Source organism: Methylomonas sp. LWB (genome assembly GCF_001856095.1).
Lineage (GTDB): Bacteria > Pseudomonadota > Gammaproteobacteria > Methylococcales > Methylomonadaceae > Methylomonas > Methylomonas koyamae_A.
Genome location: NZ_MKMC01000100.1, coordinates 32,627 through 52,002, shown reverse-complemented (window position 1 = coordinate 52,002; position 19,376 = coordinate 32,627). Strand labels below are relative to the sequence as shown.

The following is a 19,376-nucleotide window of genomic DNA, read 5'->3' as shown; positions in this document are numbered from 1 at the left end:
AACGCACTTCGAGAGAAATCGATCGTAAAAAGTTTGCTTCGTTAAGACAGGGTCGGCCTTGTCTAGCAGGCCGCCGGACTAGACAGGATACGCGGTGACGCCGCCGGACGTGAAGCCGTTGGCGTCCTGTACCAAAATTTCCCATCCGTGTGCGGCCGTTGTGCTCCGCCGAATGATTGCGCTACCGGCCAGTGCGGGCAATGCTCGGACCAACACCTGATTGCCGTCGGGGTAAACGGGTAAGTTATTCCACGCGGCCTTGGTGGGTTCGTGATAAAAATAAATGCCTTTGGGTCCGCGATCGACCGCGACGATGGTGCAGCCGCCCAAGCCCACCGTGAAGATATATTGAACGGTTCCCGGCACGCTGTTGGCCGGTATGTAACCGAATTTGCTGGCGTCGTTGGTGTCTTCGTTGATGAAGGGTATCCAACCCGCGATTATCGGCGCGCCCTTGCGCGACGTTTGCGCGTACGCACCTTGTGCGCCAAGTATTTTTAAATCGACGACGGCCGGATACTTGGCGATGGGTACTAAGTCGAACTCCAATGGAATCCGGCATTTTCGTTTACTATCGCTAAATTGACTAGCCAAATGTTTGGCATTAATGGTTTCGTTTAAGCTGTCTTTACCATCCATGGTTTTTCCGGCGTTATAACTGTAAATGAGTTTTTGGCCCATATAGGTTGCCGGGTTGAGACGAAATGCCGCGTTATTGCCTTTCATGGAACACCTCGGGTTTGATAGTGGAAAGTCGCTACTTTCGTAAAAACACTAGCTGACTTTAATTTTCGGTGGCGAAGCCAAAATATTCATCATAATCAGCTGTTAAAATAAAGCCGCCCCTCGTGTTTTCTCTCATTGCGGAGAGTCGAGGGGCGATCCGGGTATTATGGGTTAATTGGTTTTTTTCAGAAGCACTTCGTTCATTGCAATAATGTTGTTCACCAAACTTCTACCCGGGAAGTCCATCATGACAATACCCATCCGTTTGGTCAGTTTGAGATTGATATTCAAGTTTTTATACAACTGATTGATGGATTGGTAATTAAGCGCCAAATCCGCCAGGAATTTGCTGCTGAGTTGATTGGTGCCCAGGAAAGCGATGGAGCACAATTTACCCAGGCAGCCGACTCTAGGAAAATCCGGATAGGTGTTCGGGCTGGTTAGCGTGGTTAAACCGGTCAATAATTGCGCTGCATTGGTTTCATGCGAGCTGTGGCCGCTGGCGACAAAATAAGGGAATGAGCCGTTGCCGCCATCCAGGAAGTTAATATAAATTTTATTGGCATCGCCGGTTGAGGCGGCCATGAAATGCGCTTTGACTTGTTCCCATTTGCCGTACAAATCCCAGTTTGTTTTCAATTTGTAATTGTCCTGTACGGTACCTTGCTTGTAGATTTCGGAATAGTTAATACCAATGGGCGAACCGGAATAATTTTGTAACAATACCGCCTTACCCCGCATCTCGCCTAGCGTGGGATTAGTAGTACCTTGCAGATCCAAAAACAGGCCGGGGAACTTGCCGACGATGTAATTATAGGTATCGGAGAAACTGCGGGTATTATTCACGCCGACAACATCTTCAGTAACTCGCATAATCACGGTCTCGCTGGGATTAGTCGCCAAAAAGTCATCCACAGCGTTCAATACGTCCTGGTAGGTGGCATTTTGGGTAACCCCTGCGCGAGAAATAATTAAATTATCGTTTTTATGCCAGCAGCGTATATCCAGCACGCGGATTCCGGAGTTTAACTGATCGGCGACGCTCATTGATTGGGTTTGTATATCGTCGTCACCGTAACGAGCCATGGAATCGTGTGTCCCCGGCAGCGAAAGTTCGCTGAGTTTTAACGTATCCGGTAGCGTCTTCATCCACTGCTCGTTATTGTAAACGCCAATATAGGCATCGTGAGAATAGGCCGCCGTATCGATACCCGAAAATACGTTGCCGCTGAAGCAAGCTATACCGGCAAATGTTAAAGCAGCGAAAGTGGATTTTAGTTTCATGGTTGGATCCTCATATTGATGTTTTAAAAAAGATATTTAAGTGAAACGATCGATATATGAGGGGCAAACGCTGTGCCAGTTTGGCGAGATTATTTTAAATAACTGATTTACCTTGGAATAGTTAAGTTCACTGTTGAACAAAATCGATATTATTGCGGATTCTGGCTACGATATTCAGTAGTGATGACGAAATATCGTAGCTGGGGTAGGTCAGCGAGTGGAATTGAAGCGAATGATTCAGTTCACTCAAAAAGGCGTTGGGCAAAGTCCGGTCGTCATCGAATCGCAATGCCATCGATCGCGGTTAAAGCCTTGCCAGCCCCGCTGTTTCATTCTTCGAGGCGAAGCAGTGGTTTCATGATCGTGCGATCCATTGAGCGATTCGACTTACCGACATCACCGATGCTCCTGCTTCAGTGCGCGGTCGTGTAATAGGCAATGATTTTGTCGGCGACGGCCTTGGCGCCGGCGTCGCCGGTCAGCACCGCGTAGTAATAGAACGACAGCGCGATGTTCACGTAGGAAATGCCTTTTTCGACACCGAGAAATTTGTCGCCGCCGGGATAGACCCGGCTATTGCCGTCGGACAGGATTTCGCCGCTGGGCTTGACGCGGGTCTGTTCCCAAGCGATTCCCGAGCTTATCGCATCCCACAGCCTTTGCCTGATCACCACATCCGTCGGATCGGCATTCAGATACAGAATAAACAAACGAAACAAGCTTACGCCCTGATAGCTGCTGTCATAGCCATCCAGTTCCGGCAACACGCCGTTCGGCCATTGGGCGTTCAAGCCCAGTTCGGTAAACGCGATACCGACATCGATCGCGTCCTGGCGGTTCAGAGCGCGGCCCACCAAATAGAAGCCGGCGCCGTCGTAATACAGGTGATTGGAGAGCGGCGTATCGTAGTCGATCAACAAGTCCTGCTGAGTTAACAACCAATCGATAGAGCGGTCCGCCTGTTCCTTGATGATGCCTACCCGGCGACGCAGGTCGGCCGTGTCGGCGCTGGTTTGAAACCACGCGTTGCCGTCCAGCAAAATCAGCGAGCGGCCGAGCTCGCTGAAAAAGAAGGTCGTCGCGTCGGCGTAGTCTTGAGGATAAGGTATCAGGTTGGCCGGCAACGTCGGCGGAACCATGATCGGAAACGAACCGTCGGGATTTTGATGGCCGAAGGCGTATTCCAGCGCTTTGATGCCGGATTCCAGTACGGCGGCGTTACGCAGATACAAGCCGCGAACGATGGTCCAGGTGACGCCGTCCTGAAAGCGCACCGAAAAATAGCCCGGACGATTTCGCTGCAGCGCGCCTTGCGCATCCGGCACCGCCAGTCCGGCCAGACGATTGATCAGCGTCGCGTTGAAGGATTTGAGCAGCGACCATTCGCTCGCGGAGGGCATGGAGTAAATGCCCATCGGGATAGCCGGATTATTGAGCGCTTGTGTATCCGGCGCGGGATCGCTTGCCGCGACCGCGCAACTGAAAAGCGACGTTGCGGCAAACAGGATGCAAACCAACGGATTTTGGGGCATGTGGTCTCCTTGTCATCGAATGACTTTGGGTTGAATAAAGCGAGGAGCCTGGCCGATGAACGGCGAGTTCGGCTAGCGGTTAGAGTATAGCGGCTTACACCAGGATGGCCGAAAGTCGCCGAACAGTCGCGTTATGAAATGACCGGCGTTGAACCGGACTAAGCATTCGGCAAAGCCTATCCGGTCGGCCCCAGTCGGACGGATGTGTCGGTGTATTGAATCCGCTACTCGCCAGCACCCGCTTTTGAGGGCATCGTGAGCCCGAGCCTGATGTTGCAAAGTGTTTGAGCCTCGACCGGCTCGGTTAAACAATGGTCCGTAGCCGTCTACGATGTACTTCTATGGCGTGACTGGAAGCTCTGATGGCGTTACCTACGAATGCGGGTGTTATATTGTTGCATTCGCATTCGTTATAATATAACATTTTTGCCGACTCCCTTTTCCTGTTCCACCGATGAATAAAACTGCTTTTTTCTTGTTGATGCTGCCCGCGAGTTTGCTTCACGCGGAAACCCAAACCGACATCTCGCTGGACGAGGTTATTGTCACCGCGCCGTTGCCGGTGACAAAAGCCGAGGCCGGATCGCCGGTCACTGTGCTTAGCGACGACGAGTTGAGGATGAAAACCGGCCACAGCATAGGGGATACCTTGAAAAACGAACTGGGCATTTCCAGTCAGTCTTTCGGCCCCGGCGTCGGCACGCCGGTAATACGCGGCCAAGCCGGCCCGAGGGTCAGGGTGTTGAGCAACGGCATCGGTAGCAATGATGTATCCGCGATTAGTCCGGACCACGCCACCAGCGTCGAGCCGCTGTTGGCCGAGCGCATCGAAGTGTTGCGCGGCCCGGCAACGCTGTTGTACGGCAGCGGTGCGATGGGCGGCGTGGTCAATGTGATCGACAACCGGATTCCCGGCAAGGCCTTCGACAAAGCCTTGAACGCGGCGCTGGAGCAACGCTTCGATTCGACCAGCGACGAAACCAGCACCACGATGAAAGTCGAAGGCAGCAAGGATCACATTGCCTATCACTTGGACGGCTTTTATCGGCATCGCAATAATCTGGACATCGGCGGCAGCGGCATCGATACCGCCAAGGTGGCGATCACCGATCCTTCATTGGAAGTCGTGGACAACCCGAGCGGCTATTTGAACAACACCGGTGCCGAGGCGATCAGCGGTTCGGCCGGCTTGTCCTGGGTCGGCGACAACGGCTTCGCCGGCGCGTCGATCAACAACTTGAACAATAGCTACGGCATTGCCCCGGACGGCACCGGCACGGAAACGGTGCGCATCGCAATGCGCCAGAACAAATACGATTTCAAGAGCGAACTGACTAATCCGCTGCCGTTCGCGAAAACCTTGCGCACCCGGCTGGGCTACACCGATTACCAACACACCGAAATCGCCAACGGTGAACCCGGCGCTTTTTTCACGAATAAAAGCTACGAAGGCCGCGTCGAACTCAACCATCAAGACATTGGCCCGTTGCGCGGCGCGGTCGGCTTTCAAGCTCAGGTCAGCGATTTCGACGCCGTCGAGAAACTGACCGGCGCCAGCATCGTACCGCGCTCGGACACTTACAGCTACGGCGTGTTCGGCGTCGAAGCCTTCGATTTGGGCCCGGTCACCTACCAACTCGGCACCCGCGTCGAGCAAACCGACATACATCCTGACGGCTTCGCCCCATTAAGTTACACGCCGGTTAGCGCCTCGGTGTCGGCACTGTGGAAGCTGGACGGCCGCAACAGCCTGAATTTGGCAATCACCCGCTCGTCGCGGGCGCCCAATGTCCAGGAACTGCTGGCCAACGGTTATCACGATGCCACCCGCAGCTTCGAGCTGGGCAGCTTGAGCTTGAAGGAAGAAACCGCTTATAACCTGGACCTGGGCTACCGTTTTAAAAGCGACTGGCTGCGCGCCGAATTGGACTTGTTCCACAACTGGGCCGGCGATTACATTTACCAGCACCGCACCGGCGCCTTCGTCGACGAAGAGGGCAACCCTTGCGCCGTGGACTGTAAACCGGTGGTGCAAAGCAGCCAGCAGGACGCCATTTTCAAAGGCTACGAAGCCAAGCTGATTTTCCCGGTCGTCGAAAATCACCTGGGTTTGGTGGAACTGACCTTGTTCAGCGATTACACCCGGGGCGAATTCAAAACCGGCGGCGACGTGCCGCGCATGCCGCCGCTACGCTACGGCCTGCAACTGGATTACAACAAAGACCAACTATCCAGCTATCTGCGCCTGACCCGCGCCGACGATCAGACCCACGTCGGCGAGTTCGAGACTTCGACGGCCGGTTATTACTTGCTGAACGTCGGCGTCAATTACCAAATCAAAGCCGCCGGCGACGCCAAGCTGTTGGTGTTCGCCAAGGGCAACAACTTGCTCGATCAAAACATCCGCAACGCCACGTCGTATTTGCGCAATTTCGCGCCGGAGGCCGGTCGCGGCGCGGAAGTCGGATTTAGACTGAGCTATTAATACGCAAGGGCGCCGCGATTCGCTGGCGCCCTTTTTTTGGACTGCAATTGTTATAGTATAACATCGGCATGACTACACTAATTCCATCCAAGCTGCCCGTCACGGTCTTGTCCGGCTTTCTCGGCGCCGGTAAAACCACGCTACTTAACCATATTCTCGGTAACCGGGAAAACCGGCGAGTGGCGGTGATCGTCAACGACATGAGCGAGGTAAATATCGACGCCGCGCTGGTCAAGAACGAGGTGCAACTGAATCGCGGCCAGGAAAAGCTGGTCGAAATGAGCAACGGGTGTATTTGCTGCACCCTGCGAGAGGACTTGCTGATCGAGGTCGGCAAACTGGCCAAGGACGGCCGCTTTGATTATTTGGTGATCGAGTCCACCGGCATTGCCGAACCGCTGCCGATTGCCGAGACCTTCACCTTTCGCGACGACAGCGGCATCAGCCTGTCCGACATCGCCAAGCTGGATACGCTGGTGACCGTGGTCGATGCCGTGAATTTCCTGCGCCAATACCAGGAAGCCTTGAGTTTGAAGGAAGCCGGCGAAGCCTTGGGCGAAGACGACGAGCGCAATGTCGCCGACCTGCTGGTCGACCAGATCGAATTCGCCAACGTCATTTTGATTTCCAAGATCGACTTGATCGCCGGCGACGAAATCGCCAATCTGCGAGCGATTTTGCGCAGTCTGAATCCCGATGCCGAAATCGTGCCGATGGTTATGGGCCAAGTCGATCTCGGCCAGGTGCTGGACACCGGTCTGTTCGACTTCGAAAAAGCCGAGCAAGCGCCCGGTTGGCTGAAGGAGTTACGCGGCGAGCACGTTCCCGAGACCGAGGAGTACGGCATCTCCAGCTTCGTTTACCGCGCCCGCCGGCCGTTTCATACCGAACGCTTTTACCGCCACTTGCACGAAGGCGAATGGGACAACGGCACCTTGCTGCGTTCCAAGGGCTTTTTCTGGTTGGCTTCGCGCCCTGAATACGCCGGCAACTGGTCGCAAGCCGGCGGCATCATGCGCCACGGCTTGGCCGGGCGCTGGTGGGCCTCGGCACCCGAGGAGCAATGGCCGGCCGAGTATTTGGACGACATCCGCGAACAATGGGTCGAGCCCTACGGCGATTGCCGCCAGGAACTGGTCTTCATCGGTCAGAACGTGGATGCCGAAAAGGTCCGTCGCGAACTGGACGCTTGCCTGCTGACCGACGCCGAATTAGCGGCGGGGCCGGATGCGTGGCGCAAACTCCGGGACGATTTCCCACGGTGGTTTAGCGATGGCGGACACTGATGGCTTTCCGCCGTTGACCGGTGGCGAACTGCCGTCGATGCTCGGAGTCGTGCTGAGCTTGCGCGACCAAGCCTCGCGGCGAGACACCTTGATCTCCGCCTATCCGCCGATACTGGGTTGCACCGTCGCAGGGGTGCTGTTTCACGCGCCGTCCAGGCGTATCGCCGAATTTAGCGGCCACTCGCACCGCCAACACTTTTCGCTTCCACATCGGGGGTAGCGCCGCCATGAATACTTATTTAGCCACCATCGCCGCCAGTCTCGCGGTCAGCCTGTGCTCGCTATCCAGCGCGTTTGCATTGTGGCTGCCGGCGGCAAGTTTGAAGCGCATCGTGCCGTTCCTGGTGGCACTGGCGGTCGGGGTTTTACTGGGCGACGCCTTCATTCACTTGATTCCGGACGCGGTCGCCCGCCAAGGTTCGGTGAGTAAGGTGTGCATGACCGCTTTGATCGGTGTGTTCGGTTTCTTCGTGTTGGAAAAGCTGGTGCGTTGGCGCCACGATCATAACGTCGACACCCGGCCTGCCGGTAGCGAAATCCTGCCGTTGGCAAAAATGAATTTGATCGGCGACGCCATCCACAACTTCGTCGACGGCATTCTGATCGCCGGCAGTTTCCTGGCCGATCCGGCACTGGGCCTGACCACCACGCTGGCCATCGTCGCCCACGAAGTGCCTCAGGAACTCGGCGACGTCGGCGCATTGCTGCGCGGCGGTTATGCGCCTAGGCAGGCGGTGTTGTACAACTTTTATTGCTCGCTGAGCGTCGTGCCCGGCGCCTTGTTTACCTTGCTGCTCAGTCAGGTCGCCGCATCGTCCTTGGTCGTGTTGTTGCCGATCGCCGCCGGCGGTTTCATTTACATCGCTGCTTCAGATCTGATTCCGGTGCTGCACGAACGCTCGACCTTGCGCCATCTCGGCGGCCAAAGCGCGTCTTTCGCGCTCGGCATCGCTTTTATGCAAGGTATCGTCGTTTTCGAACAATCCCTGTTAGCCCACTAAGGAGTGACCCATGTTTGCCCGCGCACCTTTCGCTCAAACGGTCGGATCGCCACGGGTACCGCCCAACAGCTTTCAACCGCTGGAGCGACGCCCCGCGACCAAAACCGTGATGTCCGATCGATTTGCCGATCTGGCCCGAATCTACGAGGAGGACGTCAATCTGTGTTTGATCGACCGACCGTTACCGCTCGAGATCGAAGGCTTCGTCTACGCCGCGCTCAGCAACAAGACCAGAATCGAAATCAGCCAGGCTGTCGATCCCAGCCGTTACGACTTCGGGGCCATTTGGCCGCAAGTTGCCGCTCTGGACGGCTTCCAGGCTTGGCTGGACGACGTGGTCTGGTTGACCTCGGCGTTTTGCGAATTGTTCGGCCAGCGCGAAGCCGGCCTGCGCTTGCGGACTCTGGATAACGCGATGTGCCCGCGTTTTCACGTCGATAGGGTGCCGGCGCGGATGATTTGCAGTTATGGCGGCATCGGCACCGAATGGCTGCCGGAATACGCGGTCGATCGCGACAAACTGGGCATGGGTGGGTGCGGCGTACCGGATCAAGTATCCGGGTTGATCGCCGACGCCACCGCGATTCGGCAAATGCCGGCTTACGCGGTCGGTTTGATGAAGGGCGAGCACTGGGTAGGCAATGAAGGCCGCGGTTTGGTCCACCGTTCGCCAACCCCAACCGCGGTCCAGCCGCGGCGGCTGTTGTTGACCTTGGATATGTTGTGAGCCGCCGGGGCGTTGCCGCTCGCTTTCCGGCCTATCGTCGTCGAAGGTTGCGGCTCGAACGGCGCCAATCACCATCGACCAAGCGGAGCCAATCTCCGGTGGCTGAGCGGAGTCGAAGCCAGCCGTGTTTGGCTATACCCGGCTTTCGGCCATTGATTCGTTGGGAATCTCAAGCTTGGTACGCGGTGCTTACCCTACCATCTTATGTTGATTAAGCTCCACAACGGCGCCATTTACGACCCGGCGCAAAACCTGCACGGCGAGATCGGCGACCTGTTCATCCGCGACGGCATCATCGTCGCCGACCCCGGTCCGAACGCGCGTTTCGATGCGGTTTACGACGCCACCGGCCAGATCGTGATGGCCGGCGCCATCGACATCCACAGCCATATCGCCGGCGGCAACGTCAACACCGCAAGGCTATTGTTGCCGGAGCAGCACCGCAACCGGATGGCGCGGCGGCTCAATCATCCGTTTTCCACCGCCAAATGGTCCAGTACCGACATCGGCTATCGCTACGCCCGGATGGGCTACACCAGCGTGGTCGAACCGGCCATGCTGCCGGTCGGCGCGCTGGACGTGCATCTGCAAATGGCCGACATTCCGATCATCGATACCGCCGCGCTGGCGATACTGGGCAACGACGATCTGTTGTTGCGACTGATGCGCGCCAAGGCCGGGCAGAATCAAATCAACGACTACGTGGCCTGGACTTTAAATGCCACTAGGGCTTTGGGTTTGAAAGTCATCAATGCCGGCGGCGCCAACGCCTTCAAAAGCAACGTCCGCCAGTTCGATCTGGACGACATCGTGCCCGATTACGGCGTCAGTTCCCGACAAATTCTGCAAACCCTGCAACGCGCCGCCTGTGAATTGGGCGTACCGCATCCGGTACACGTGCACTGCAACAATCTGGGCACGCCCGGCAACGTCGAAACCGCCGTCGCCACGATGGAGGCCGCGCAAGGCCTGCCCATGCATCTGGCCCACGTTCAGTTTTACGCTTACGGAGCGGAAGGCGCCAAGGGCTTTTCGTCGGCGGCCGCGCGATTGCTGGAAGCCTTCAACCGCCATCCCAATATCACGATGGACGTGGGCCAAGTCCTGTTCGGCCAAACCGTGACGATCTCCGGCGACGTGATCGCCCAATATAGCCGCCACGCCGACGCCAGCCCGAGCAAATACGTGATGTGGGACGCCGAGAACGAAGGCTCGGGCGGCGTGGTGCCGTATCGTTACCGCGAAGTCAGTTTCGTCAACACTTTGCAATGGGCGATCGGCCTGGAATTGTTCTTACTGGCCGAGGCACCGGAACGTTTGTTCTTCACCACCGACCACCCCAACGGCGCGCCGTTCACCGCCTACCCGGAATTAATCCGCCTGTTGATGGACGCCGATTACCGGCGGGAATGCATGGCGCACCTGAACCAGGAGGCCCTGGCCCTGACTTTGTTGCCGAGTCTGAAACGCGAATTGACGCTGACCGAAATCGCGACGATGACCCGCTCCGCCGCCGCCAAGCTGCTCGGCTTCAACGACCGCGGCCACCTGACGCCCGGCGCTATCGCCGACATCGCCGTTTACGATCCGGGCCGGCGTGCCGGCGCTCGTCCCGACTATCGGGCGATGTTCGCCGATGCCGCATTGGTGTTCAAAAACGGTCGAGTGGTGGTCGAGAACGGCGTGGTGGTCGACCGCCCGGACGGCCAAGCCCAGACTTTCACGCCGGATTACGACGCCGGCATCGCCCGCACCGTCAAGCAGCATTTCGACCGCTTCTACAGCCTGAAACTCAATCAATACGCGGTCAACGACGGCGATTTCGGCGAGCGGCCACGTTTTCATTACCTGTAAACCAAAGCCATGACGCCCATCGAAGACATCCAAGCCCGCGCCGACAGTCGCCGTATCGCCATCGACAAAGTCGGCATCAAGGACATCCTGCATCCGGTGCGGGTTCAGGACAAAAGCGTCGGCGAACAACGCACCGTGGCTCGCTTCGCGATGTACGTGAATCTGCCCCACGACTTCAAGGGCACCCACATGTCGCGCTTCGTCGAAATCCTCAATAGCCACGACCGAGAGATCAGCATCGCCTCGTTTCCGGCCATGCTCCGCGAAATGCTGGACCGCCTGGAAGCCGAATCCGGCTATATCGACATGCGCTTTCCGTACTTCATCGAGAAAGCCGCGCCGGTCAGCGGCGTGCGCAGCCTGCTGGACTATCAGGTCGGCTTCATCGGCGAAATCGACGCCGCCGGCTGCCGCACCAAGGTGCAAGTCGTGGTGCCGGTCACCAGCTTGTGCCCGTGCTCCAAGGAAATTTCCGAGCGCGGCGCCCACAACCAGCGCTCCCACGTCACGGTCACGGTAGTCACCGAAGGCTTTATTTGGGTGGAAGATCTGATTGCATTGGTCGAAACCGAAGCCTCGTCGCCGATCTACGGCTTGCTGAAGCGCCCGGACGAAAAATACGTGACCGAATACGCCTACGACCACCCGAAATTCGTCGAGGACATGGTTCGAGACGTGGCGGCCCGCCTCGACGCCGAAGCGCGTATCAGCGCCTACACCGTGGAATCGGAAAACTTCGAATCGATACATAACCACTCGGCGTATGCGTTGATCGAGCGCGATAAGGCGACAACCGGCTGTCGCGACTAATCTCGGCTTGTCCGAAGATTCCTCTCTACCGTTCAGCCGGAGCTCGCGCCAGGCACGACATTCATCGCTAAACGGACGAAGGCTAAACTATTGACTTGTTTAACAGTTCCGGTTAAACGGCGCTCGGAGAGCCTTAGTTTAGCCTTGAGCGAAATCAGCTCATTCAGTGTTTCTTGTTTACTTCGAACCGGTCCGAATTCGCAAATCCCACACAAACAAAACCGTTGCGGCGAATACGCTAGATGTTATATTGTTGCATTGTGAGTTTGCTCACATTACTCCCGCCAAAAACGTTCGGCGGGTCTGTTTATTTGAGGAGATTAGAAATGCGTAATCCGTGGTTAAAACCTGCTTTGGTATTGGGCCTGGGCCTGAACCTGTCGGCGGCCGTAGCGGCCGAGCAACATGCCGGCGACATTCAACCCTGGCTGGCAAACGGCCAGATCGAACTGAATGCCGGTTTGTTCGAAGCCGACTTCGGCGACCTGTCCGGCGGCGCCTACCGCACCGACGATCCCGGCTACGACGCCGACACGGCACTCGGCGCTTTCGGAGCCGGCAATTGGTTGTGGTTTCAAGCCATCGGCTCGTTGAAATATTGGGACGGCTTCAGTTGGAATGCCAGCGTTCCGAACGGCGAACATGTCGAACTCGAAGACGCGCTCGGCAATACCACCAGTATTTCCGCGTCCGGCGCGTCCAACCCGGCCGGAGTGATCGGCGAATTCGACAGCGCCGGCGATTTGCACGAGCATTTAGACATGACCATCCGCACTGCCGACAACAGCCTGGGCGGTAGCGTCGGCGCCTACTGGATAACCTTGCAATTGTTCGAATCCGCCGCCAATTCGCAGTCCGCGCTGGCCGTTTCGTCCACCTTCGATGTTATCTTCAATCGCGGTCTGCAGATCGCCGCTTACGAAAACGCGGTCGCGGCGGTTAATCCGGCGCCGGTACCGCTGCCGGCCGCGGTTTGGTTGTTCGGCAGCGCCTTGATGGGCGGATTGTGGAGCGTGCGCCGCCGCTCCGCGTTGGATGCCTAAGCATCCCTCGCCGTATTGCTAGCATGGCGTTTCCAATCCGGGGGCGACGCAAGTCGCTCCCGGTGTGGAGCCCACCCAAAACCCAGTCCCGATGATTTTTCGCTCGATATCGCCTCCAATCGGATCGTCTCGCCGTCAGCCGAACATCCCCGCCGACAACGCCCCATGCGCAGCGCGCGGATTATCGCCGCTCGAACCGCCGGCAACCCGCCGCCGCGTGATTCGCTCCGAACTCGGCGCGTCGATTTTGTTGCTGCTGTCGCCGGGTCTCGTATCGGCACTCGCGGCGGAATCCAGCGCCGAATCCGAAGCGCTGGAAATGGAAGCCGTCGAAGTCGTCGAAAAGAAACTTCGTTCCGACTCGGCACCGCAACAAAGCCGAATCAGCGGCGACACCTTGCGGCTACAACAAGCCGATACCTTGGGCAAAACCCTGGAAAATCAGATGGGCTTGGCCAACGCCTCGTTCGGACCCGGCGTCGGCGTGCCGGTGATTCGCGGTCTGACCGGCTCGCGAGTGCGCATCATGCAGGACGGCATCGGCAGCCACGACGCCTCCTTTCTCAGTCCGGACCACGCCGTCGCGATCGAACCGCTGTTCGCCGAGCAGATCGACGTCGTGCGCGGCCCCGACACCATCCGCTACGGCGGCAACGCCATCGGCGGCATTGTCGACGTCAAGGATAACCGGATTCCGGAGCGCGTCCCCGACCGCCTGATCGAAGGCGCCGTCGAAACCCGCTTCGACACCAACGCCGACGGCACCCACTCCGGCTTCAAGCTGGACCTGGGCAAGGATGCGCTGGCGCTGCGCGTCGCGGGTTTTCATCGCAATCGCAACGACACCGAAATTCCCGGCGAAGCCATCGATACCGGCGCGGTCCGCGAACAGTTTGGCCTGAATAACATCGTCAACGCCAGAGGTACGATTCCGAACACCGACAGCGAGAGCGCAGGCGGCTCGCTGGGCTTGTCCTGGCTGGGCGAGTCGGCGATGGCCGGCATGGCGGTCAGCCGGACCGGTAACCGCTACGGCATTCCCAAGGGCACTCACGGCATCGATCCCAGCGATCTGGACGGTCTGGAATTGTTGCTGCCCGACATCGACCCCGCGCTACTCGGCGAGTTCGCCGACATTCTCGGCGCTGAGGCTCTAAACCCCAGCGTGCGCATCGACATGCGCCAGACCCGTTACGATTTCAAAAGCGAATGGTATCCGCCGTTGCCCGGCATCGAAAAACTGACCTTCCGCTATGGCGTCGTCGATTACGCCCATACCGAAATCGAAGGCGGGCTGCCGTTTACTACCTTCACCAACCAAGTCGGCGAAGGCCGTTTCGAAATCCACCACAAACTATTCAAGGCACTGACCGGCAGTTTCGGCGCCCAGTGGCAGGAGCGCGACTTTTCCGCGTTGGGCGTCGAAACCTTCGTGCCGCCGACCAGCGGCGATACGCTAGGTCTATTTACGCTGCAAAAACTGAAGCTGGCCGACTGGACCTTCGAGGCCGGTTTGCGTACCGAGCGCGTACGCATAGACCCAACCGTCGCCTTCCTGCAATTTCCGTCGCCGCCCGGCGTTCCCCCCAGTTTCGCCGACATCGCCCTACCGGACACGCTGACCTTCCGCGCCGACTCGGCCTCGTTGTCCGGCCGCTGGGATCTGAGCGACGACGCGGCCTTGGTTCTGGCGCTCAGCCGCGCCAAACGGGCGCCCGACATCCAGGAACTGTTCGCGATCGGCCCGCATTTGTCCACGCGCAACTTCGAAGTCGGCAACGTCCGACTCGGCAACGAAACCGTCAACCTCGCCGATTTGGGCTTGGACTGGCACTCCGAGCGGCTGGCCGCCAAACTCAACGGTTATTACAATTGGACCGAAAACTACATCTATCAAAAACGTAGCGCCGGTTATTACAGTCACCATCAGGCCCAGTTTTACGCGACTTGCGTCAGTCTGGTGGACTGCCTGCCGATCTATGCCTACGACCAACGCAACGCGCTGTTTTTCGGTTACGAAGCCGAGGCCCAAGCCACACTGGCCGACACCGCTTACGGCCAAGTCAAGCTGACGCTGTTTTCGGACTGGGTGCGGGGCCGGTTTGCCGACGGCGATCGCGCCGACGTGCCGCGCTTGCCGCCGTTGCGCTTCGGCGCCGAACTCGGTTTCGGCGACGTCACTTGGAATGCCGCGATCCGCTATACCCGCGCCGAAGCGCAAGACCGGCCCGGCAGCGGCGAATCGGCAACACCCGGTTATCACCTATTGGCCGCCAGCGCCGACTTTCATTGGAAAAGCCTGGAACCGGTGAATTTTTGGTTGTTCGCCAAGGCCAACAATCTGCTGAACGAAGAAATCCGTAGTTCGGTGTCGTTTTTACGCAATTTCGCGCCGGAGCCTGGACGCAGCGTCGTGATTGGCTTTCGGGCCACGTTTTAGAGCCTCGCGCCCGCGTGCCACGACATGCGCACCGATCTAAACCGATCGCCGATGAACGGCCCGCTACCGACTCGAGCACGCCGAATCCGCCCGGTGCCGCGACTTGCGACTGAATTCCCGACATAAGAGGTCCGCCATGTATTACACCAATTCGTCAAGCCAAACCGCCGCGCCGCGCCGCGCGCCGTCCATTCGATGGTCCGCGCCCGCGAAAGCGCTTGCCTGCTTGCTGACCATCGCCGCCGCCCCGGCCCAAGCCGTGCATCTGGACGTCGAGATTTGGGGCGAGGGCGACGCGATGCGGGCCGGCTTTTGCCGGACGCCCGGCGCGGTCGGCTGCGATCTGACCCAACTGATCGGCAGCCTGAATTTGCCCGCCAACACCTTGCCGGTCGAAGGCGCCAGCGGCCAAATGATTTTTCTGACCGATTTCCGCGACTTTTCCGGCGGTCCCTACAAAACCCCCAATCCCGGCTTTCAGGCCGTGGAAGGCGCGTTGGACGCCGGTGAACTGGTCAGTTATCAGGCGCTGGGCAGCCTGGAATACTGGAACCCCGCCAGCCGGGCTTGGGAAGCCGCCCCAAGCAACGTCAGGGTCAAACTGGCCGGCGCGATCGATCCCGATTTCGTGATTACCGATTACAACCAATGCGGCGGCCAATTGTTTTGCTTTGCCGACGGCTTTGACACTCAAACCGCGGTGACGCTGTTTACCGGCGTCGGCATAGCCGGCAAAGCGCAAATGGTGATCGACGCCACCAACGTTCGCGGCAGTCTGCACACTCATTTGAATTTCTTTCTGGAAAATGCTCAAGGCACGCTGGGCGGGCCGATCGGCGCCTATCTGCTGGAAATGCGGGTACTGTCCAATCGGCGCGGCCAGCCAGCCACACCGATTTACGTGCTGTTCAACGCCGGTTTGACGACCGCCGACTTTTCCGAAGCCCTATTGGCGAGAATCGACACACTACCGCCGCCGCCACCGCCCGTGGTGCCGCCGCTCGCCGACGCCGGCCCCGACCAAACCGGCGAGATCGATCAAGCGGTGACTTTAAACGGCGGTGCCAGCCACGACCCGGAACCGGGACCGGCCGCCTTGACCTATCAATGGCTGCAAACCGCGGGCGCGCCGGTGACCTTAAGCGACGCCGGCAGCGCCACGCCCAGTTTTACCGCAACCCAGGCCGGCGACTACCGCTTCCGGCTGACCGTCACCGACGGCGCCGCCGACGCCAGCGACGAAGTCGGAGTCTCGATCAGCGCCTCGCTGCCGGCGCCGGTATCGCCGGTCGCTAACGCCGGCAGCGACCGGATCGCCGGCCTGAATAGTTTGGTTACGTTGGATGGCAGCGCCAGCGACGATCCGGAACCCGGACCGGCCGCTCTAAGCTATCAATGGCTGCAAACCGCCGGCACGCCGGTGGCGCTAAGCAATGCCGACAGCCCCACACCCAGCTTCACGCCGCTCCAAGCCGGAACTTATGCATTTCGGCTGGCGGTAGACGACGGCCAACTCAGTGCCTACGACGAAGTCGGCATCACCGTTCCGGAACTCCCCAAGGCTGACGCCGGCGCCGATCGGCTAGTACGTCTCGGCGCCGGCGTGGCGCTGAGCGGCGCCGCCAGCAGTGACCCCGACCCCGGCCCCGAGGCCTTGAGCTTCCGCTGGCAACAATCGCAAGGCCCAAGCGTCGCGCTCAGCGGCGCCGATACCGCGACGCCAAACTTCACGCCCACGCAAGCCGGCAATTACTCGTTTAAATTGGCACTCGGCGACGGCGCGGGCACCGCCTACGACGAAGTCACCTTCTCGGTGCCGGCGCTCGGCGACGTGGATTTGGACGGCGACATCGATCGTATCGACGTCGCGTTGATCCTGGTCGCCGTCAAGAAGACACCACGCCCCGACACCGCCAACGACATTCGCGACCTTGACGGCAACGGCATCATCACCAAGGCCGATGCCAAGGCCGCAAAAAAGCACTGCACGCTCAGGCAGTGCCGGCCGACCCGGCGCTAAACCCTGCGGAGCGCCGATGACGCTTGAAAAATCCGGCGGACCTAGGCGCTAACAATGGATTTTTGGCCGGCTACCGGATGACGCGCCCGAACAGCTCACGACTCCGTTTTGATCCATCCACTGGAGATACAATGAACCGCAAACTCAATTACCCGGTCCCGGTCACGATCCTGACCGGTTTCCTCGGCGCCGGCAAAACCACGTTGCTCAACCGCATCCTCACCGAACATCACGGCCGGCGTATAGCGGTCATCGAAAACGAATTCGGCGAGGCCGGCATCGACAACGAGTTGCTGGTGCAAGCCGACGAACAGATCGTCACGATGAACAATGGCTGCATTTGCTGCACGGTGCGCGGCGACCTGGTACGCATTCTCGGCGAGTTGTCCGAGCGCCGGGAAAGCGGCGATCTGTATTTCGAGCGGGTCGTCATCGAAACCACCGGCCTGGCCGATCCGGCGCCGGTAGCGCAAACCTTTTTCATCGATCAGGATATCGCCGAAAACTACAAACTGGACGCCATCGTTACCGTTGTCGATGCCGCGCACGCCCATCAACAATTGGCGGAACACCACGAAGCCCAGGAACAAGTCGGTTTCGCCGACCGAATCTTGCTGTCCAAAACCGACTTGGTCGCAGCCGAAATCGCCGCCGACCTGGAAAGCCGGCTAAGGGCGATGAACCCCAGGGCGCCGATCAAGCGCGTACATTTCGGCGAAACCGAGTTGAGCGACATTCTGGACATCGACGGCTTCAAACTGGACGACATCCTGAAAATCGAGCCGGATTTCTTGGAAGACCTCAGCCACGAACACGACGGCGACATCACTTCCTTCGTGTTCGAAACCGACCGCGCGCTGGACGCCGCCCGGACTCTGGCCTTTCTCGACATCATGGTCCGCGACTACGGTAACGACCTGCTGCGCTACAAAGGCATATTGCATATCGCCGGCTGCGACAAGAAAGTCATCTATCAAGGTGTACACATGCTGTTGACCGAAAGCTTCGGCAATCCCTGGCCCGCCGGCGAAACCCGCGCCTCGCGGCTGGTGTTCATCGGCCGCAACCTGCCCAGGCGGGACATGCTGGAAGCGCTGGCGTCCTGCCAAGTCGCCTGAGCGGGCGAAACCGGGAGTGCAAACCTAGGTTTGTACTCCGAGGTTTGATTGCCTCGGCAAGCCGCGGGGTGGCGCCGCGCGCTTTTGCCAAGGTTCCCTCATTCCCAAGCGCAGCGTGGAAACGTCAAGCGACCGCGCTGCCGTAGGGATCAGGCCGTAAAACGGCCAAGTTCTAGGGTAGCACGCGACACGTGGGAACGTTTGCCCGATCAATTCGGCGTTGCGATTGGTGAGGTAAATGAACGGGATACTAAAGGAATTCGGCGGCTATGCTACAAACTCGGGTCGCTATCCGCTTCGGTTTTAGGGGCGTCATCCCCGATCATCACAGGCCTCCCATCCTGCCAAACCACCGCATAATGGCCCAAGCGCCGTTTGCGCTCCAACGTCTGCTCCGCCGTCTGGCGCAGGCATTCCAATATCGCGAAGGCGTCCGGTGTCGGCGCTAGTTTCTCAGGGTTTTGCATGACTGGCCTGGGTTAGTAGGTGGCTATAGTATTCCAAATGATGAATTCTTACAGGCTGATGCCCGCTTTGCTCGAACACCAACTCGGGAATGCCGCTGATATTCATATAACACGAGGTGGAATCCACAATCGGCGCGAATTCGTAAAGCAAGTTATAAAGACTGCGCGGAAAGCGGCGAACGATGTCTTCGGATGGAATGTCATGACCGCCGTGGCGGACCCGCTCCGCAACGCGCAATCTGGACATTTCGGCGCTGGGCAAGGCCAGATAAATCAATTCGATTCGCCAGCCTTGTACCCGTAATCGGTGTATCAGTTTCAGATAACTCCGGCCCGCCAGCGTCGTTTCCAAAGCGAAATTTTCATGGGCACTAATACTCCGTTCGATTTCCTGTAAAAACAAGCGGCTGGCTTCCAGCAAGTGCTGTTCCGGTGCCAGTGGTGATAAGCCCGCGGCAATCAAATCGGCATTGATGAAACGCCGGCATCCCGCCAAGGCCGGTAAGAAGTTCAAGGCGAAGGTGGTTTTTCCTGCCCCATTCGGGCCGGCTATGATCCAGCAAGTGGGCATGGTGCTAAACAC

16 protein-coding genes are annotated in these 19,376 nt (G+C 58.5%); 11 read left to right on the top strand and 5 right to left on the bottom strand.

All coding sequences use genetic code 11. From position 1 onward, the window contains the following. Positions 1-78 precede the first annotated feature (78 nt). The 3 genes from BJL95_RS22910 to BJL95_RS22900 all read right to left on the bottom strand — a co-directional run bounded on the left by BJL95_RS22910 (position 79) and on the right by BJL95_RS22900 (position 3,542). Positions 79-726 (bottom strand): hypothetical protein, encoded by a 648-nt coding sequence (locus BJL95_RS22910; protein ID WP_064027920.1) that lies wholly within the window; start codon positions 724-726, stop codon positions 79-81. 171 nt (positions 727-897) lie between these two features. Further along, complete coding sequence (locus BJL95_RS22905; RefSeq protein ID WP_071160885.1) at positions 898-2,010, bottom strand: phosphatidylinositol-specific phospholipase C; 1,113 nt, start codon at positions 2,008-2,010, stop codon at positions 898-900. Between the two features lie 413 nt (positions 2,011-2,423). Beyond that, a complete protein-coding gene (locus tag BJL95_RS22900) occupies positions 2,424-3,542 on the bottom strand; it encodes a hypothetical protein (RefSeq protein WP_071160884.1) in 1,119 nt (372 codons plus the stop codon). A 454-nt stretch (positions 3,543-3,996) separates the two neighbouring features. Between BJL95_RS22900 and BJL95_RS22895 the strand changes: the two genes are divergently transcribed. The 11 genes from BJL95_RS22895 (at position 3,997) to BJL95_RS22845 (ending at position 18,326) form a co-directional block, all read left to right on the top strand. Continuing rightward, a complete protein-coding gene (locus tag BJL95_RS22895) occupies positions 3,997-6,027 on the top strand; it encodes a TonB-dependent receptor (protein WP_071160883.1) in 2,031 nt (676 codons plus the stop codon). A gap of 68 nt (positions 6,028-6,095) precedes the next feature. Next, entirely contained in the window at positions 6,096-7,313 is a 1,218-nt protein-coding gene (zigA, locus tag BJL95_RS22890) for a zinc metallochaperone GTPase ZigA (RefSeq protein ID WP_083386223.1), read from the top strand. Then, positions 7,300-7,533, top strand: coding sequence for a hypothetical protein (locus tag BJL95_RS22885; RefSeq protein ID WP_071160882.1), 234 nt, complete (start codon positions 7,300-7,302; stop codon positions 7,531-7,533). Before zigA ends, BJL95_RS22885 begins: the two co-directional genes overlap by 14 nt. Before the next feature lie 7 nt (positions 7,534-7,540). Then, positions 7,541-8,314 carry a ZIP family metal transporter gene (locus tag BJL95_RS22880; RefSeq protein ID WP_071160881.1) on the top strand — a complete coding sequence of 258 codons (774 nt, stop codon included), beginning with the start codon at positions 7,541-7,543 and terminating at the stop codon, positions 8,312-8,314. Between the two features lie 10 nt (positions 8,315-8,324). Further along, positions 8,325-9,041 (top strand): DUF1826 domain-containing protein, encoded by a 717-nt coding sequence (locus BJL95_RS22875; protein WP_071160880.1) that lies wholly within the window; start codon positions 8,325-8,327, stop codon positions 9,039-9,041. 204 nt (positions 9,042-9,245) lie between these two features. Beyond that, positions 9,246-10,895 (top strand): formylmethanofuran dehydrogenase subunit A, encoded by a 1,650-nt coding sequence (locus tag BJL95_RS22870; protein ID WP_071160879.1) that lies wholly within the window; start codon positions 9,246-9,248, stop codon positions 10,893-10,895. A 9-nt stretch (positions 10,896-10,904) separates the two neighbouring features. Then, on the top strand, positions 10,905-11,705 hold the full coding sequence (gene folE2 / locus BJL95_RS22865) for a GTP cyclohydrolase FolE2 (RefSeq protein ID WP_071160878.1): 801 nt from the start codon (positions 10,905-10,907) through the stop codon (positions 11,703-11,705). Positions 11,706-12,031: 326 nt separating this feature from the next. Beyond that, the gene (locus BJL95_RS22860) at positions 12,032-12,748 is read left to right on the top strand and encodes a hypothetical protein (protein WP_064027937.1); all 717 of its coding nucleotides are present in this window, start codon (positions 12,032-12,034) and stop codon (positions 12,746-12,748) included. Positions 12,749-12,965: 217 nt separating this feature from the next. Further along, positions 12,966-15,188, top strand: coding sequence for a TonB-dependent receptor (locus tag BJL95_RS22855; protein ID WP_071160877.1), 2,223 nt, complete (start codon positions 12,966-12,968; stop codon positions 15,186-15,188). Between the two features lie 136 nt (positions 15,189-15,324). Further along, entirely contained in the window at positions 15,325-17,208 is a 1,884-nt protein-coding gene (locus BJL95_RS22850) for a PKD domain-containing protein (protein ID WP_071160876.1), read from the top strand. A 131-nt stretch (positions 17,209-17,339) separates the two neighbouring features. After that, a complete protein-coding gene (locus tag BJL95_RS22845) occupies positions 17,340-18,326 on the top strand; it encodes a GTP-binding protein (protein WP_071160875.1) in 987 nt (328 codons plus the stop codon). 272 nt (positions 18,327-18,598) lie between these two features. Here BJL95_RS22845 and BJL95_RS22840 read toward each other — a convergent pair whose 3' ends face one another. Both BJL95_RS22840 and BJL95_RS22835 read right to left on the bottom strand, forming a co-directional pair. After that, positions 18,599-18,793, bottom strand: a complete 195-nt coding sequence (locus BJL95_RS22840) for a hypothetical protein (RefSeq protein WP_064027946.1) — start codon at positions 18,791-18,793, stop codon at positions 18,599-18,601. Continuing rightward, positions 18,780-19,364 carry a zeta toxin family protein gene (locus BJL95_RS22835; RefSeq protein WP_064027949.1) on the bottom strand — a complete coding sequence of 195 codons (585 nt, stop codon included), beginning with the start codon at positions 19,362-19,364 and terminating at the stop codon, positions 18,780-18,782. Before BJL95_RS22835 ends, BJL95_RS22840 begins: the two co-directional genes overlap by 14 nt. Positions 19,365-19,376 lie beyond the last annotated feature (12 nt).

What these genes read in the sequence shown, in the direction of transcription:
- BJL95_RS22910 (WP_064027920.1), bottom strand. Translation starts at nt 726, where the DNA reads ATGAAAGGCAATAACGCGGCATTTCGTCTCAACCCGGCAACCTATATG.
- BJL95_RS22905 (WP_071160885.1), bottom strand. Translation starts at nt 2,010, where the DNA reads ATGAAACTAAAATCCACTTTCGCTGCTTTAACATTTGCCGGTATAGCT.
- BJL95_RS22900 (WP_071160884.1), bottom strand. Translation starts at nt 3,542, where the DNA reads ATGCCCCAAAATCCGTTGGTTTGCATCCTGTTTGCCGCAACGTCGCTT.
- BJL95_RS22895 (WP_071160883.1), top strand. Translation starts at nt 3,997, where the DNA reads ATGAATAAAACTGCTTTTTTCTTGTTGATGCTGCCCGCGAGTTTGCTT.
- zigA (WP_083386223.1), top strand. Translation starts at nt 6,096, where the DNA reads ATGACTACACTAATTCCATCCAAGCTGCCCGTCACGGTCTTGTCCGGC.
- BJL95_RS22885 (WP_071160882.1), top strand. Translation starts at nt 7,300, where the DNA reads ATGGCGGACACTGATGGCTTTCCGCCGTTGACCGGTGGCGAACTGCCG.
- BJL95_RS22880 (WP_071160881.1), top strand. Translation starts at nt 7,541, where the DNA reads ATGAATACTTATTTAGCCACCATCGCCGCCAGTCTCGCGGTCAGCCTG.
- BJL95_RS22875 (WP_071160880.1), top strand. Translation starts at nt 8,325, where the DNA reads ATGTTTGCCCGCGCACCTTTCGCTCAAACGGTCGGATCGCCACGGGTA.
- BJL95_RS22870 (WP_071160879.1), top strand. Translation starts at nt 9,246, where the DNA reads ATGTTGATTAAGCTCCACAACGGCGCCATTTACGACCCGGCGCAAAAC.
- folE2 (WP_071160878.1), top strand. Translation starts at nt 10,905, where the DNA reads ATGACGCCCATCGAAGACATCCAAGCCCGCGCCGACAGTCGCCGTATC.
- BJL95_RS22860 (WP_064027937.1), top strand. Translation starts at nt 12,032, where the DNA reads ATGCGTAATCCGTGGTTAAAACCTGCTTTGGTATTGGGCCTGGGCCTG.
- BJL95_RS22850 (WP_071160876.1), top strand. Translation starts at nt 15,325, where the DNA reads ATGTATTACACCAATTCGTCAAGCCAAACCGCCGCGCCGCGCCGCGCG.
- BJL95_RS22845 (WP_071160875.1), top strand. Translation starts at nt 17,340, where the DNA reads ATGAACCGCAAACTCAATTACCCGGTCCCGGTCACGATCCTGACCGGT.
- BJL95_RS22840 (WP_064027946.1), bottom strand. Translation starts at nt 18,793, where the DNA reads ATGCAAAACCCTGAGAAACTAGCGCCGACACCGGACGCCTTCGCGATA.
- BJL95_RS22835 (WP_064027949.1), bottom strand. Translation starts at nt 19,364, where the DNA reads ATGCCCACTTGCTGGATCATAGCCGGCCCGAATGGGGCAGGAAAAACC.